Source organism: Castellaniella hirudinis, assembly GCF_042651965.1.
Taxonomy (GTDB): Bacteria; Pseudomonadota; Gammaproteobacteria; order Burkholderiales; family Burkholderiaceae_B; genus Castellaniella; species Castellaniella hirudinis.
Map to the genome: position 1 here is coordinate 263,324 of NZ_JBHSDY010000003.1, position 15,209 is coordinate 278,532.

Here is a 15,209-nt window from a genome sequence, read left to right on the forward strand (position 1 = left end):
GAACAGGCTACCCCGTGCCCACACAGGCAGCAAGTGCTGCGTAGCCTTTTGATCCTGCCCGCTCTTCACGGCCAGGCCGCGAGTCCCTCAGGCCGTCTGCAGCGGAGCCGAACGGACGCCGCTCAGGGCATTCAGAATGCGCCGCAGCAGGCTGACGCGCGGCTGGGCGGCGCGGGCGGCACGTTCTTCGGCCATCAGGCGCTCGAAGGCTTCGTTGACGGGGTAGTTCGAAAAAGGTGCCAGCATCGTGCTCTCCTGACTGCGATCCATCGCATGAATTAGTTAAAACCCTTATAGGGTAAACCCTAGTATAGCGGAAATTGCAGGCTTCATGCCAGTTCTTCACCTCAATCCGCCCCTTTCTGGTTTATAACGGCACGTTACAGATTAATAACCTTGTATCGAGTGCGGCCATGAAATGGCGGACCTGCCTGTTTTCCCTGATGCTGGCCAGCATGTCTTGCGCCCAGGCATACGAAACTCATCTGATCTACGACTCGGCAGGCCGGCCGATGTTCGAACTGCGGTATTTCTATCCAGGCGATGGGGTTTTTTTTCCAGGCTCTGGGGGGAAGGTTTCAACGTGGTCCTGGCAGCCGCACCTGATCGAGCAGGTCAACCAGGGCGTGCGCTATTGGGCCAGCCTGATCCAGCCTCAGGGCGGGCTGGGACCGGCCATCGTCAATATCGGCACCGATGATGAAGAGGGCAATGCGTTTGGTGCGTCGCCTTCCGGTGATGCCGGCCAAGGGAAATCCTGGCTGCAGATGCAGCTTCAGGGCCTGCCGCTCAGCGCGGATGAGCGCGCAGAAGATGTTCATGCGTTCTACGGCCTGGGGCCTTCCGATTTTCCCGCCGTCACGCACTTCAGCCAGATTCCCCTGACGGGCAAGGACGACATCGTCTCGACGGCGATCCACGAACTGGGTCATGGCATGGGCATCACCAGTTCGATCCGGGATGCGGCGGGGGCCTTCACTCCGGTCTTCGGGTCCACGTTGAACGGGTGGGCATCCCTGATGGTGGATGATCATGGCAATCCGGCGCGCGCCGGGCAGGTGGTCTGGTGCCAGGGCTGCAGTAATACGCCTGCTGCGGACGTGTTCGACGTCCGGCAGAATCAAGCCCGGCTGGTCGGCACCCATATCAACGAGGTATTGGCAGGCGGGCTGCCCGGCATCCCGCTCAACATGCTGAAGCCCAGCGGCGGGGTGGACACCGACTATATGAGCCACATCGAGCTGAAAAACAGCATGATGAGCCACCAGATGTACCGCAATTACACCGGTTTCATGGAAGCGGAGCTGGCGGTGTTGCAGGACCTGGGCTATACGATCGACCGGCACAATTTCTTCGGGCGCTCGATCTATGGCAGCGGCCTGGATGTCGTCAACACGCAGGGGTATTTTGCCCGCAATGCCCAGGGTACGGCCTATGTGCCGGGTCAGTACAACACAGCCTTGCTGGGCCTGGGGCTGCATGTCTACGGCAGCCATAACCGCGTCCGTCAGGCCGCCGACCTGCTGACGGCGGGCGAGGGCGGCGCCGGCATCCGGGTGGACGGCGAAGGCAATGCGCTGACGATCGATCCCGGCGTGCGGGTGTATGCCGACGGCGATACCGGGCAGGGCGTGATGTTCGCCTACGGCCGCAATCACACCCTGGTGCAGCGCGGCGACGTCCAGGCGCTGGGCGAGCGCGGGGTGGGCCTGCGGTTCGATTTTGGCAATAATGCGCTGACCGATGGCGTCGAGGCGCGCGGCTCCTATATTTATTCCGTCAACGGCGTCCCGCAGGCTCTGTTGCCCGAACTGGATGGGGCGCTGGTCAGCCAGGCCGACATCAGCGGCCGGGTGGCGGGGCGCGAAGCCGCCATCTACATGTCCGCCAATGCCTATGTGGCACGCCTGAACTTGATGCAAGGCGCGAGCATCGAAGGCAACATCGTGTCGCTCTACGACCAGAAGGACGAGCATGGCGATCAGCGCCTGACGACCGTGTCCTTTGGCCAGCGCGCCGATGCGGCGGGCCGGGCCACGGGGCAGGCGGATGCGGGTTTCCGTTTTGCCTATGCGGGCAATATTCTGGGCAGGACGAATCTGACGCTGTCGTTCGATGGCGGTGACACCCGTCTGAACGGCCGCAACGAGGTGGTCGGCGTGGTGATCCAGCCGGGCGCCCGACTGGGCGGCAATGCCACCTATGAAATGACCGGGGGCAGCGCCTTTACCAATCATGGGACGCTGGCGCCGGGCAACTCGATCGGCCGCATCGAGGTGATCGGCAATTATGCGCAGACGGCCAGCGGGACTTTGCAGGCCGAATTCGACGCTTCGGGCGCTTCGGACATTCTGGCGATCACCGGGGATGCGAGCTTGGCGGGGACGCTGGATCTGGTGCCTGTCGCCGACTGGTATGCCAACGGCTGGTCCTTCAGCCTCCCCAGTCCGGTGCAGGCCGCTGGAGCCGTGACCGGAGACTTCGCGGCGGTGACCTCCTCACCGATTTCGCCCACACTGCGCTTTCAGGCGGCTGCCTTGGGGGGCGGCGGCCCCTATGGCCTGAGCATGGTGCGCCCAGCCGATGCCTATAGCCGCTATGGCGCGGGCGCCAACGACCTGCGCGTGGGGCAGGCCCTGACGCAATTGGCCTCCTTTGGAGCCCCGGCAGTGCAACCGCTGTTCCGCAGCCTGGATTTTTCCGCCCCGGACGGGCACGAGGTCACGCAGGCCTTGGCCCAGCTCTCGCCTGCGGCGTATAGCGCGGGGCTGGCGGCGTCGCTGCGGCGCGACCGGGCGGCGGTGGATGCGGCCCTGCGCAGCCTGGCGCCGGACACGCCGGCGCGCGGGTCCGACTGGGTAGGCTATGCGACTTTGTTCGGCGGCGCGGGCCGGCAGGACACGCGCGGCACCCAGGTGGGCGGCCATGAAACCTTGTATGGGGTGGTGGCGGGCAGCAGTCGGCGGCTGGATGCGGCTCCCGATGTGACGGTGGGCTTCAGCCTGGACATGTCCGAGCAGACCGTCAGCCTGCGGGAACCCTGGCACGGCCAGGCCAAGGCCACGGCCGTGGGCCTGGGCGCGCAATGGCGCTACCGGCCCGATGCGGGGCAGGGCTGGGTCGCCCAGGGCGGGGCGCGCCTGGGCGTGGAGCGCGGCTCCATGAATCGCCAGGTGGTGTTCGCGGATTATGTCGCCCGCCACAAGGCGCACTGGACCGGTTACGGTCTGTCCGCCCAGCTCGAGGGCGGCTATCAGTTCGCCCTGACGGAGTCGCTGTCGGTCGGCCCCTTCGTGGCGCTGGATTATGAGCGGCTGATGCGCCCCGGGGTCGAAGAATCCGGTTCGCAAGCCTCGCGGCTGGATCTGGACCGCCAGCAGGCGGATGCCCTGCGTTCGCGCCTGGGCGTCAGCGCCCGCACGGCCTGGGCGCTGGACAACGGTCAAGCCATGCAGGCTCGCCTGCGGCTGAGCTGGGACCGGGAATGGCTGGATCGGGAGGTCAGCCAGACGGCGCGCTTTGATGCGCAGCCGGACGTGTCGCTGCGCAGCGTCAACACCTGGCTGCCGCGCGACACGCTGGGGCTGCGCGCCGGCCTGGACTGGCAGCGCAGCGAACGGGTCACGCTGGGGCTGGAACTGGGCGGCCAGGCGGGCGGCGGCTATCGGGCCGTCGACGGGCAGCTCAAGCTGCGCTGGGCGTTCCAGTAACCGATTCAGGGTGCGCCGCCGCGCCTGCAGGGCGTATCGGTGTACCCCGGCGATACAATGAAAGTTTGTCTCTTTCCGCCCGGATCGCCCCGTGACCTATCCTGCCCTGCCTTATCCCATCGAATCCTATACCCGGGGCGCCGAGTTCGTGCGCCTGCTGGGCAAGCGTATCGTGGTGCTGGACGGGGCCATGGGCACCATGATCCAGCGCTACAAGCTGACCGAGGCCGATTTCCGGGGGGATCGCTTTGCCGACCATGGCCGCGACCTGAAGGGCGACAACGAATTGCTGTCGCTGGTGCGGCCCGACATCATCCGCGAAATCCACCAGGGCTACCTGGAGGCCGGCGCCGACGTGGTCGAAACCAATACCTTCGGCGCCACGCGGGTGGCCCAGGGCGACTACGGCCTGCCGGAACTCGCGTATGAACTGAACGTGGCCTCGGCGCGTCTGGCGCGCGAAGCCTGTGACGCCGTGGCGACGCCCGACCATCCGCGCTTCGTGGCCGGGGCCGTCGGGCCGCAGCCCAAGACGGCATCCCTGTCGCCGGACGTGAACGATCCGGGCGCGCGCAACGTCACCTTCGAAGAATTGCGCGTGGCCTATACGGAACAGGTCAACGGCCTGATCGACGGCGGCGCGGATCTGCTGCTGATCGAGACCATTTTCGACACGCTGAACGCCAAGGCGGCCATCTTCGCCATCGAAACCATTTTCGAGGAACGCGGCATCCGCCTGCCGGTGATGGTCTCCGGCACGGTGACCGACGCGTCCGGGCGCATTCTGTCGGGCCAGACGGTCGAGGCCTTCTGGAATTCCGTGCGCCACGCGCGCCCCGTCACCATCGGCCTGAATTGCGCCCTGGGCGCGGCGCTGATGCGCCCCTATGTGGCGGAACTGTCCAAGATCTGCGACACCTACGTCTGCGTCTACCCCAACGCCGGCCTGCCCAATCCGATGGCCGAGACCGGCTTTGACGAGACGCCCGAGGACACCTCCAACCTGCTGGAAGAATTCGCCCAGGCCGGGCTGGTGAACGTGGTGGGCGGCTGTTGCGGCACCACGCCGGATCACATCCGCGAGATCGCCCGCAAGGTGCGTGACCTGCCTGTGCGCCAGGTGCCGGTCATCCCGGTCAGGACGCGCCTGTCGGGCCTGGAGCCGCTGAACTTCGATCGCGAGACGCTGTTCATCAACGTGGGCGAACGCACCAACGTCACCGGCAGCAAGATGTTCCTGCGCCTGATCCGCGAGGAAAAATTCGACGAGGCCCTGACCGTGGCCCGCCAGCAGGTGGAAAACGGCGCCCAGATCATCGACGTGAACATGGACGAGGGCATGCTCGATGCCTTGGCGCTCATGCCGCGATTCCTGAATCTGCTGGCGTCCGAGCCCGACATTTCCCGCGTGCCGGTGATGATCGACAGCTCGAAATGGCCGGTGATCGAGGCCGGCCTGCGCTGCGTGCAGGGCAAGTGCATCGTCAATTCGATCTCCATGAAGGAAGGCGAAGCGCCCTTCATCGAGCAGGCGAAATTGTGCCGCAAGTACGGGGCCGCCGTGGTGGTCATGGCCTTCGATACGGACGGCCAGGCCGACAACTTGCAGCGGCGCATCGACATCTGCTCGCGGGCCTACGACATCCTGGTCAATCAGGTGGGATTCCCGCCCGAAGACATCATTTTCGACCCCAATGTCTTCGCCATTGCCACGGGCCTGGAAGAACACAACCGCTACGGCCTGGATTTCATCGAAGGCGTGGGCTGGATCACGGACAATCTGCCGCATGCCCGCACCTCCGGCGGCATCTCGAACGTCAGCTTCTCGTTCCGGGGGAACGAGGCCATGCGCGAGGCCATCCACGCCGTCGTGCTGTATTACGCCACCCAGCGCGGGCTGACCATGGGCATCGTCAACGCGGGCCAGTTGGGCGTCTATTCCGAACTCGATCCCAAGGTGCGGGACCTGATCGAGGATGTCGTGTTCAACCGCGAGGAACCGCTGGGCAGGACCGATCCGGCCGACGAGCGCACCTCCACCGAGCGCCTGGTCGAGCTGGCGGATACGCTGCGCGGCGCAGGCAAGAAAAAAGAAGAAGACCTGGCTTGGCGCCAGGGCACGGTGCGCGAGCGCCTGACCCATTCCCTGGTGCATGGCATCACCACCTTCATCGTCGAGGACACGGAAGAAGTCCGGGTGGAAATCGCCGCGGCCGGCGGACGCACCATCGAGGTCATCGAAGGGCCGCTGATGGACGGCATGAACGTCGTGGGCGACCTGTTCGGCGCGGGCAAGATGTTCCTGCCGCAGGTGGTCAAGTCCGCGCGCGTGATGAAGCAGGCCGTGGCGCATCTGCTGCCCTTCATCGAAGAAGAAAAGCGCCTGCTGGAAGAGGCCGGCGGCGACGTGCGCTCCAAGGGCAAGATGGTCATCGCCACGGTCAAGGGCGACGTGCACGACATCGGCAAGAACATCGTCACCGTCGTCCTGCAATGCAATAACTTCGAGGTCGTCAACATGGGGGTCATGGTGCCGTGCGCCAAGATCCTGGACATGGCCAAGGAAGTCGGCGCGGACATGGTGGGCCTGTCGGGCCTGATCACGCCCAGCCTGGAAGAAATGGCCTACGTGGCCTCGGAAATGCAGCGCGATCCGTATTTCCGCGAACGGAATGTGCCGTTGCTGGTGGGCGGCGCCACCACCAGCAAGGTGCACACGGCCGTGAAGATCGCGCCCAACTACGAAGGTCCGGTGATCTACGTGCCCGACGCCAGCCGCTCGGTGGGCGTGGCCACCAACCTGATGTCCGATCAGGTCGAGACCTACCTGAAGGACGTCGCCGACGAGTACGAACTGGTGCGCCATCGTCATGCCAACCGCCAGGCTACGCCGATGCTGTCCATCGAGCAGGCGCGGGCGGCCAAGCCGAAAATCGACTGGGCCAGCTACACGCCGCCCCGGCCCAAATTCATCGGCCGGCGCACCTTCAAGCATTACGACCTGCACGAGATCCTGAAATACCTGGATTGGACGCCGTTCTTCCAGTCCTGGGGCCTGATGGCGCAGTTCCCGGCCATCCTGACCGACAAGGTCGTGGGCGAAGAGGCCACCAAGCTCTACGCCGAAGGCCAGGCCATGATGAAGCGCATCGTCGAAGGCCGCTGGCTGACGGCCAACGGCATCGTCGCCTTCTACCCGGCCAACAGCATCAACGACGACGACATCGAGATCTACCGCGACGAGACCCGCAGCGAGGTCCTGCTGACCTGGCGCGGCGTGCGCCAGCAGACGGCCAAGCGCGACGGGGTGGACAACAAGTGCCTGGCCGACTTCATCGCGCCCAAGGACTCGGGCGTGACCGACTACATCGGCATGTTCGCGGTCACGGGCGGCATCGGCATCGAAAAGTACGAAAAGCAGTTCCAGGATGCCGGGGACGACTATTCCGTGATCATGTTGAAGGCCCTGGCCGACCGTCTGGCCGAGGGCTTCGCCGAGACCCTGCACGCCCGGGTGCGCCGCGATCTGTGGGGCTACGTGCCTGAAGAATCCCTGTCCAACGAGGCCATCATCGACGAGCAATACCAGGGCATCCGCCCTGCGCCCGGTTATCCGGCCTGCCCGGAACACATCGTCAAGCGGAACATGTTCGATCTGCTGGATTGCGACGAGATCGGCATGCAACTGACCGAAGGCTTCGCCATGATGCCGGCCTCCAGCGTCAGCGGCTTTTATTTCAGCCATCCGCAGGCCCAGTATTTCAACATCGGCAACATCGGTGCCGACCAGGTGGACGATTACGTCCGCCGCACGGGCCGCGACGAGGAAGACGTGCGCCGCAGCCTGGCCAGCCTGTTGCGCTGAGATGAGAGGCGATCATGCCGCGCGATGACGCGGCGCGGCGACGCGAACTGGGCGCCTTTTTGCGCAGCGCCCGGGCGCGCGTCGCGCCGGCCGACCACGGCCTGCCGCCCGGCGTGCGGCGCCGTACGCCGGGCCTGCGGCGCGAGGAAATCGCCCAGTTGTGCGGCATCAGCACCACCTGGTACACCTGGATCGAACAGGGGCGCGAGGTGTCCGTGTCCGTGGACGTCTGGAGCCGCCTGGCCGAGGCCCTGCGGCTGGCGCGCGCCGAGCGGCACTATCTGTTCAGCCTGGCCGAATGCGCCGACCCCGAAGCCGGCCGCCTGGACGGGATCGCCTTGCCCGACGGGCTGCAGGACTGCGTCGACAGCATCCGCTGCCCGGCCTACGTGATGGACCAGTCCTGGAACGTGCTGGCCTGCAACACCGCCCTGCTGCGGGTGTTCGACGGCTGGCCCGCGCGCGGCCAGCCCAATCTGCTGCGCTACATCTTCCTGGATCCGGCCGCGCGCACGCTGGTGGTGGATTGGGAAGAACGCGCCAGCCGGGTGGTGGCAGAATTCCGCGCCGACGTGGCGGCGCTGGCGGGCGAGCCGGGCATCGGGGCGCTGGTGGCCGAATTGCAGGCCGGCAGCGCCTTGTTCGCCCGGGCCTGGACGCGGCAGATCGTGGTGGACCGGGAAGGCGGCCTGCGTGAATTCCAGCATCCGGCGGACGGGCGGCTGCGTTTCCGGCAGTTCACCTTTCGCCTGGCGATCCGGCCGGACTGCAAGCTGGTGATGCTGCTCGACGATGAGCGGCCCTGAGCCACTCACCGCTTGCAAGCGGTTCGGGTTGGATCGGCACGGGATACTCTCAAGCCGTGGCAGCTCTCCACCTCGTCGCCTGCAGGCGACTCGGATGAGTCCGGCACGGGGCAGTCCGCAGGGACTGCCCCGTGTCCGATCTCATCCCCGCGCCCGCAACTGGCTGCCCGCGCGCGCCGGCAGGCGCCGGAAGGACAGGGCCGAGGCCGCCACGATCAGGGCGATGACCGCAAAGCCCCACATCACGTCGATGCGGTCGGCCTCGACGCCGCCGCGCAGCGTCATGCTGAGATTCAGCGTCATGGCCGCGCAGGCCACCCCCAGGCTGATGCCCAGTTGCTGGGCCGTGGCGGCGAAGCTGCTGGCGCGGCTCATCTGGGCGGAATCCAGGTCGGCGTAGGTCAGGGCGTTGACGGCGGTGAACTGCAGCGAACGGAAGAAGCCCCCGGTCAGCAGGACCGCGATCATGGCCCAGACCGGCGTGTCGGCCTGGAACAGGGCGCAGGCCGCGATGAAAGCCGCCGCGATCAGGGCGTTGGCGATCAGCACCCGGCGAAAGCCGAAGCGGCGCACGATGGGCGTGGCCACCAGTTTCATCAGCATCGCGCCGGCGGCCGAGGTAAAGGTGATCATCCCGGCCGAGAACGCCGACAGGCCGAAGCCCACCTGCAGCAGGATGGCGAGCAGAAAAGGCGAGGCGCCGATGGAAAAACGGCACAGATTGCCGCCCAGCACCGAGACGGCGAAGGTCTGGGTGCGCAGCAGGCTCAGATCGATGATGGGATAGGTGGCGTGGCGGGCATGGCGGATGTACAGCACGCCGCAGCCCAGGCCCAGGGCCAGCAGTCCCAGGGTCGGGCCGATCCCCTGGTCGCCATGGCCGGCGGCTTCCAGGCCGGTCATCAGGGCCGCCATGGCGCCGCCGCTGAGCAGAAAGCCCATGGTGTCCAGCCGGGGCTTGCCGTCGGGCACGTCGCGGGCGATCCAGCGCCGCACCATATAGATGCCCAGGGCGCCGACGGGGATATTGATCAGGAAGATCCAGTGCCAGGACGCGTAGGTGACCAGGAAGCCGCCGACCGGCGGGCCGATGACCGGTCCCAGCAGGGCGGGGATGGTCAGAAAGGCCATGGCCTTGAGCAGTTCGGTCTTGGGGATGCGGCGCAGCAGGATGATGCGCCCGACCGGCACCATCATGGCGCCGGCGGCGCCCTGGGCGACCCGGGCGGCCACCAGTTGGGAGAGGGTGCTGCTGACCGCGCAGGCGACCGAACTGAGGGTGAACAGCGCAATGGCGGTCAGGAACACGGCGCGTGCGCCGAAGCGGTCCGCCGCCCAGCCGCTGATGGGCACGAATACGGCCGTCGCCAGCAGGTAGGACGTGATCGTGACGTTCATGCGCACCACGGTGGTGCCGAAATCCAGCGCCATGGTGGGCAGGGCGGTCGCCACGACGGTGGAATCCAGCATCTGCATGAACAGCGCGCAACCCACGATGAAGGGGATCATCCGGATTTCTCGGGGCGTGGCGGCGGGCGATGCGGGGGCGCGGGGCGGGGATTCGGACATGGTCGGACTGGATCGGGCCGAGTGCAGTAAACTTGGGGCCCATCGGTCATAGAGATCGGCTGCGACACTATTATGGCAAACAACTTCACCTCTGAACTGACCCAGTTCCTGAACCAGTACAAATCGGATCACCCCGGCACCGACGAACGCCAGTTCGCCGGCCGTGCGCGTCTCTGGGACAAGGACCTGGACCCGGAGCAGCAGGAAGGTTTCCGTGCGGCCCGCGTGGCCCAGGATCCCTACGTCTACTACCAGAAGGCCTGACCGGGCCTCATGCCGCCCCGGCCGCCCGATCCCGGGCTGGACGCCCTGATGGCGCCTGCCGAGGACAGCACCCCCGACGTGATCGATCACGTCGCTTTGGCGCGCCTGTACGGCGAGCCGCTGTTTGCCATCCCCCAGGATCTCTACATCCCGCCTGACGCGCTCGAGGTCTTTCTGGAAGCCTTCGAGGGGCCGCTGGATCTGCTGCTCTACCTGATCCGCAAACAGAACTTCAACGTGCTCGACATCCCCATGGCCGAGGTCACCGCCCAGTACCTGGCCTATGTCGAGCAGGTGCGGCAATCGAACCTGGAGCTGGCGGGCGAATACCTGCTGATGGCGGCGCTGCTGATCGAGATCAAGTCGCGCATGCTGCTGCCGGTGCGCCAGTCCGACAACGGCGAAGAAGCCGAGGACCCGCGCGCCGAACTGGTGCGCCGCCTGCTGGAATACGAACGCATGAAACTGGCCGCCCGGCGGCTGGACGACATGCCGCGCGCGGGGCGCGACTTTCTGGTGGCCCACGCCACCGCCGACTTCGAGGTCGCGCGGCTGCTGCCCGAAGTGTCGGCGGACGATCTGCGCGAGGCCTGGTCGGCGATCCTGCACCGGGCGCGCCTGAACGCCAGCCATCGCATCACCCGCGAACAGTTGTCCGTGCGCGACCACATGAGCCACATCCTGCGCCGCCTGTCGGACGTGCGCTTCATGGAGTTCACCGAACTGTTCCTGGAGCGCGTCCGCATGGGCGAGCCGGCTGCCGTGATCGTGGTGCATTTTCTGGCGCTGCTGGAACTGGCCCGCGAATCCCTGCTGGAAATCACTCAGGCGGCGCCTTATGCGCCGCTGTACGTCAGACTGTCCTATACGCGCTCGGCCTGAGCCTGCGCGCCGGAGAATCCCCCCGTGAAAGTCGTCCATTCCATCGAGGCATTGCGCGATCAGTTGCGCGGCCAACTGCGCGTGGCCTTCGTGCCCACCATGGGCAATCTGCATGCCGCGCACCTGTCGCTGATGCGCCTGGCGCGCCAGCACGGCGATCCGGTGGTCGCCAGCATCTTCGTCAACCGGCTGCAGTTCGGCCCGAACGAGGACTTCGACCGTTATCCCCGCACCCTGGCCGAGGACATTGCCAAGCTCGAAGCCGAACGCGATGTCTACGTGCTGTTCGCGCCTGATGAGCGCGAGTTGTACCCCGAACCGCAGAATTTCCGCATCCAGCCTGCCGACGCCCTGGGCAAGATCCTGGAAGGCGAGTTCCGGCCCGACTTTTTCATGGGTGTCAGCACGGTCGTGCTGAAACTGTTTTCCTGTGTCCAGCCGCGTGTGGCCGTATTCGGTAAAAAGGACTATCAGCAACTGATGGTGGTGCGCGCCATGTGCCGCCAGTTCCAGTTGCCCGTCGAGATCATCGCCCACGAGACCGTGCGCGACCCCGACGGGCTGGCGATGTCCTCGCGCAATCGCTATCTGAGCGCGCAGGAACGGGCCGAGGCCCCCAACCTGTATGGCTTGCTGCAGCGGGTGCGCGATCAGATCCGGGCCGAGGGCGTGGATGCCGCCGCGGCGGAAGGCCAGGCCATGCAGACCCTGCGCGTGCGCGGCTGGGACCCCGATTACGTGGCTGTGCGCCGCCAGCGCGATCTGCTGCCCCCCACCGTCCAGGAAATCCACGACGGCGAGCCCCTGGTCGTGCTGGCGGCCGCCCGCCTGGGCGTGACGCGGCTGATCGACAACCTGGAGTTCTAGGGCTCCACGGGGGCGCAGTCCTCTGTCAGAGATGACAGATGCGTCCCCCGCAGGGGTCATGCAGAATCCCCCTTAAATCACAAGGGGGAGCCACCATGCAGGACAGCGATTCGATCCGAGAATACCCGGGCGTTGATGACACGTCGCTGGGCAGCCTGACAGTCCGTGAACTGGAGGTGACGGACTACCTCACACGAGGGCGGTCCAATAAATACATTGCCGTCGAACTCGGGGTCACGGAGCGCACGGTCGAAGCCCATCGGGCACGGATCTTCCAGAAACTGCGCGTGCGCAATGCGGTCGAACTGACCCGGTACTGCCTGTCCGGGCGCCCGCAAAAACCGGGCGCCGGCGTGGGTGCTCTCGGCGCGTCTGCCGCCGGGGCCGCCCTGGCGCCCGGGTTTATCGCGCGTCGCAGGCTTGGGCCGGCTTCGCGGCCAGCTCCTGGATGGGGTCGATGTCCGCCTGACGGGTCAGCCGGGATTCCAGCAAGGGGGCCTGGCCGTCCAGCCGTGTCAGGCGCAAGACGTTCGGCTGGATGAATTCCAGCGTGGCGCGGGCCTGATCGCCGGTTTGCAGCACGATGCCGGTTGGCGCGGTCGAAACCAGATTCCAGCAACCCATCGCCGTCGTGGCAGCCGTGCCGTCCAGCGGCGTGCTGCGCGAGCGCCATTGGCCGTCCGGCGCCAGGGTCAGGGTCATGCGGCGCGGCGGGCAGGCCTGCTGTCCGGCGGGACAGGCAATGGTGCCCAGATAGGTGCGGGTGTCAGTCAGTTCCTGGGGCAGGTTGCCCGATCCGGCCGGGCGGGCGGATGGTGCGGCGGCGTCCGATGCGCCGGCCGCCGCGTTGTTTTCCTGGGCCTGTTTTTTCTGCGGGTCGTTGCCAAATCCGAATTGCAGCTGCGAGGGGGCGACCGTGCCGGCATCGCCCTGGGCGCGGTGCCGGGCGTCGGACGTCGTGTCGCCGCGCGACACGTCATAGTAGCCGGGTTCGCGCTGCTGGGCGCAGGCGGCCAGCAGGGCCAGCAACCCCAGGCTGAGCAGGCGGGGAATCGTGTGGGAAAGGGCGCGCGGCATGGTCAGGACGGACAGGATCGTGAATCCGCCATTCTACGCATTTGCGGGGGGCTTGGCGATGGGATGCGGGATGATGGCCGGGTGGGGGGCGGTCGGGCCGGCCGTGGCGGCGGGCGCGTGCACAGGCCTTGTGCTGAACCGCTGGGCCCGGGACTATGCGGATCGTCTGGACGCGGGTGCGCCGGCCACGGCGCGCACGCTGTGGGCCTCGTTGGCTGCCGCCCCGTTCAGGCCCTGGCGTCCGGTCCGGGATGGGGCGACGGCGGCGCTGCTGGGGCTGGCGGCGGGGGTGCCGGCAGCGGGCGGCTGCGCCGGGTTCGTGCCGCTGATGCTCGCCCTGGCCGCACTGGCCTGGATCGATGCGCGCAGCGGCTTGCTGCCGGATGCGCTGACTTTGCCGCTGATGGGCGGCGGCTGGCTGCTGGGCGTCCAGGGGCCTGTGGCGGCCGTCGGCGCGTCCGCCCTGGTCTGGGCGGGCCTGGCCAGTCTGGCGTGGCTGTACCGCCGCGTGCGCGGCCGGGACGGTTTTGGCGGCGGTGACGTGAAGTGCCTGGCTGCGCTGGCGGGCTGGCTGGGGTTGCAGGCCGCCCTTGGCATTCTGTGGCTGGCCTGCGTGCTGGGGCTGGCAGGCGCGTTCGCCCGGCGCGGCGGCTGGCGCCGGCCCTATCCCTTCGGCCCCTGCATCGCACTGGCCGCCGGCGCATGGCTGCTCACGACAGGTGCGGTACAGTCTTGAATTCCACATTCATCGCGGGGAATGCCATGTTTTCCATCGGCCTGACCGGGGGCATTGGCTCGGGCAAGTCCCAGGTGGCCGACTGGCTGGCCGCCTGGGGCGCGGCGGTCATCGACACCGACCGGATCGCGCATGCGCTCACCGTGCCGGGCGGCGCTGCGATCGAGCCGCTGCGGGCGGCCTTCGGCGCCGAAGCGATCGGGCCGGACGGCGCCCTGGATCGGGCCTGGATGCGCACGCGCGCCTTTGGTGATCCGGCCGCGCGGCGGCAGCTGGAATCCGTGCTCCACCCTTTGATCGACCGGGCGGTGCGCGATCAGGCCGAACGGGCCGAGGGGCCGTATGGGGTGTACGTCGTACCCTTGCTGGTCGAGTCCGGCCGTTGGCGCGAACGGGTGGACCGTATTTGCGTGGTCGACTGCGATCCCGAGACCCAGGTGCGCCGGGTTCAGGCGCGCAGCGGGCTGACGCGCGACACCATTGAGCGTATTATGTCCGCTCAAGCGTCCAGGGCGGATCGCTTGGCGGCAGCCGACGACATCATCGTCAATGATGACTCGACTGATCTGGACACGCTGCGCCGCCGCGTGTTCCAGCTTCACCAGGCCTGGTGCGACCGCGCTTCCCGTCCGGCGGATGGGCGCACTACTCATGGATAGGGCCTTTCGCGCGTGACTTTGTACGAGTATCCCTGCAACGAACGTGTCCGCACCCTGCTGAGGGTCGAATACCTGTTCGACCGCCTGTTTTTCTTCGCGCGGGGCGAGGACGCACATTGCCACCAGATCGCCATGACCACGCTGTTCGATCTGCTGGACATCTGCGAACGCGCCGATGTCCGCACGGCGGTGCTTCAGGACATGGACCGCCATCGCTCGGCCTTGTCGGCCTTGCGCGAACATCCTGGCGTCGACGGCGTGACGCTGGACAAGCTGCTGACGGAAATCCAGGCGGTGTCCGCAGCGCTTGCCGGCCAGGGTCGCATCGGCCAGTGCCTGCGCGAGAACGAATGGCTTGCCAGCCTGCGTGGCCGGATCACGGTGCCGGGCGGATCCTCCCCCGTGGACATGCCTTCTTACTATTCCTGGCAATTGAAACCGGCTGACACGCGGGCGGCCGACCTGCGCGGCTGGATCGAGCCGCTGATGCCGCTGCATCGGGCCATGGCCTTGATCCTGCATCTGCTGCGCGATGCCGGTGACGCCCGCGACCAGTTGGCCAGCCAGGGCGCTTACCAGGAAATGCTGGGCGGCAAGTCCTTCCAGCTGCTGCGCGTCTGGGTCGATCCGTCCCTGGGCGTCTTCCCGGAAGTCAGCGCCAACAAATACGTCATCTGGGTGCGGTTCTCCGCCCAGGACAATGAACTCAAGCCCCAGCCGGTCGGCCGCGACGTGGCGTTCCGCCTGGCCCGCTGCAACCTGTAGGACCCCATC

At 66.9% G+C, this 15,209-nt stretch carries 12 protein-coding genes and 1 pseudogene; 10 read left to right on the forward strand and 3 right to left on the reverse strand.

The genetic code is table 11. The features are described from left to right. Positions 1-87 precede the first annotated feature (87 nt). The gene (locus ACFO0J_RS06410) at positions 88-246 is read right to left on the reverse strand and encodes a hypothetical protein (protein ID WP_376812223.1); all 159 of its coding nucleotides are present in this window, start codon (positions 244-246) and stop codon (positions 88-90) included. Between the two features lie 167 nt (positions 247-413). Between ACFO0J_RS06410 and ACFO0J_RS06415 the strand changes: the two genes are divergently transcribed. The 3 genes from ACFO0J_RS06415 to ACFO0J_RS06425 all read left to right on the forward strand — a co-directional run bounded on the left by ACFO0J_RS06415 (position 414) and on the right by ACFO0J_RS06425 (position 8,381). After that, positions 414-3,710 carry an autotransporter outer membrane beta-barrel domain-containing protein gene (locus tag ACFO0J_RS06415; RefSeq protein ID WP_376812224.1) on the forward strand — a complete coding sequence of 1,099 codons (3,297 nt, stop codon included), beginning with the start codon at positions 414-416 and terminating at the stop codon, positions 3,708-3,710. A 91-nt stretch (positions 3,711-3,801) separates the two neighbouring features. Next, a complete protein-coding gene (gene metH / locus ACFO0J_RS06420; protein WP_376812225.1) occupies positions 3,802-7,575 on the forward strand; it encodes a methionine synthase in 3,774 nt (1,257 codons plus the stop codon). A gap of 14 nt (positions 7,576-7,589) precedes the next feature. Next, on the forward strand, positions 7,590-8,381 hold the full coding sequence (locus tag ACFO0J_RS06425; protein WP_376812226.1) for a helix-turn-helix transcriptional regulator: 792 nt from the start codon (positions 7,590-7,592) through the stop codon (positions 8,379-8,381). 141 nt (positions 8,382-8,522) lie between these two features. Here ACFO0J_RS06425 and ACFO0J_RS06430 read toward each other — a convergent pair whose 3' ends face one another. Then, the gene (locus ACFO0J_RS06430) at positions 8,523-9,950 is read right to left on the reverse strand and encodes a DHA2 family efflux MFS transporter permease subunit (protein WP_376812227.1); all 1,428 of its coding nucleotides are present in this window, start codon (positions 9,948-9,950) and stop codon (positions 8,523-8,525) included. A 72-nt stretch (positions 9,951-10,022) separates the two neighbouring features. Here ACFO0J_RS06430 and ACFO0J_RS06435 point away from each other — a divergent pair, with 72 nt between their 5' ends. From ACFO0J_RS06435 to ACFO0J_RS06450, 4 genes and pseudogenes are all read left to right on the forward strand, one after another. Then, on the forward strand, positions 10,023-10,214 hold the full coding sequence (locus ACFO0J_RS06435) for a DUF3460 family protein (protein WP_376812228.1): 192 nt from the start codon (positions 10,023-10,025) through the stop codon (positions 10,212-10,214). Positions 10,215-10,223: 9 nt separating this feature from the next. After that, positions 10,224-11,096 carry a segregation and condensation protein A gene (locus ACFO0J_RS06440; RefSeq protein ID WP_376812229.1) on the forward strand — a complete coding sequence of 291 codons (873 nt, stop codon included), beginning with the start codon at positions 10,224-10,226 and terminating at the stop codon, positions 11,094-11,096. 24 nt (positions 11,097-11,120) lie between these two features. Next, positions 11,121-11,963 carry a pantoate--beta-alanine ligase gene (gene panC, locus ACFO0J_RS06445; RefSeq protein ID WP_376812230.1) on the forward strand — a complete coding sequence of 281 codons (843 nt, stop codon included), beginning with the start codon at positions 11,121-11,123 and terminating at the stop codon, positions 11,961-11,963. A 95-nt stretch (positions 11,964-12,058) separates the two neighbouring features. Continuing rightward, positions 12,059-12,268, forward strand: a pseudogene (locus ACFO0J_RS06450) (LuxR C-terminal-related transcriptional regulator); the annotation flags it as partial. A 97-nt stretch (positions 12,269-12,365) separates the two neighbouring features. On the opposite strand, the gene ACFO0J_RS06455 reads toward ACFO0J_RS06450, so the two are convergent. Then, on the reverse strand, positions 12,366-13,040 hold the full coding sequence (locus tag ACFO0J_RS06455) for a hypothetical protein (RefSeq protein ID WP_376812231.1): 675 nt from the start codon (positions 13,038-13,040) through the stop codon (positions 12,366-12,368). 130 nt (positions 13,041-13,170) lie between these two features. Here ACFO0J_RS06455 and ACFO0J_RS06460 point away from each other — a divergent pair, with 130 nt between their 5' ends. The 3 genes from ACFO0J_RS06460 to zapD are packed head-to-tail and all read left to right on the forward strand — an operon-like array spanning position 13,171 to position 15,200. Then, a complete protein-coding gene (locus ACFO0J_RS06460) occupies positions 13,171-13,776 on the forward strand; it encodes a prepilin peptidase (protein WP_376812232.1) in 606 nt (201 codons plus the stop codon). Between the two features lie 26 nt (positions 13,777-13,802). Beyond that, positions 13,803-14,435, forward strand: a complete 633-nt coding sequence (gene coaE / locus ACFO0J_RS06465) for a dephospho-CoA kinase (protein ID WP_376812363.1) — start codon at positions 13,803-13,805, stop codon at positions 14,433-14,435. Between the two features lie 12 nt (positions 14,436-14,447). Continuing rightward, a complete protein-coding gene (gene zapD, locus ACFO0J_RS06470; protein ID WP_376812233.1) occupies positions 14,448-15,200 on the forward strand; it encodes a cell division protein ZapD in 753 nt (250 codons plus the stop codon). The last annotated feature ends 9 nt before the right edge of the window (positions 15,201-15,209 follow it).

Bases quoted from the DNA above. Each gene is read 5' to 3' on its own strand.
- ACFO0J_RS06410 (WP_376812223.1), bottom strand. From the start codon at position 246: ATGCTGGCACCTTTTTCGAACTACCCCGTCAACGAAGCCTTCGAGCGC.
- ACFO0J_RS06440 (WP_376812229.1), top strand. From the start codon at position 10,224: ATGCCGCCCCGGCCGCCCGATCCCGGGCTGGACGCCCTGATGGCGCCT.
- ACFO0J_RS06430 (WP_376812227.1), bottom strand. From the start codon at position 9,950: ATGTCCGAATCCCCGCCCCGCGCCCCCGCATCGCCCGCCGCCACGCCC.
- ACFO0J_RS06435 (WP_376812228.1), top strand. From the start codon at position 10,023: ATGGCAAACAACTTCACCTCTGAACTGACCCAGTTCCTGAACCAGTAC.
- ACFO0J_RS06425 (WP_376812226.1), top strand. From the start codon at position 7,590: ATGCCGCGCGATGACGCGGCGCGGCGACGCGAACTGGGCGCCTTTTTG.
- ACFO0J_RS06455 (WP_376812231.1), bottom strand. From the start codon at position 13,040: ATGCCGCGCGCCCTTTCCCACACGATTCCCCGCCTGCTCAGCCTGGGG.
- ACFO0J_RS06415 (WP_376812224.1), top strand. From the start codon at position 414: ATGAAATGGCGGACCTGCCTGTTTTCCCTGATGCTGGCCAGCATGTCT.
- coaE (WP_376812363.1), top strand. From the start codon at position 13,803: ATGTTTTCCATCGGCCTGACCGGGGGCATTGGCTCGGGCAAGTCCCAG.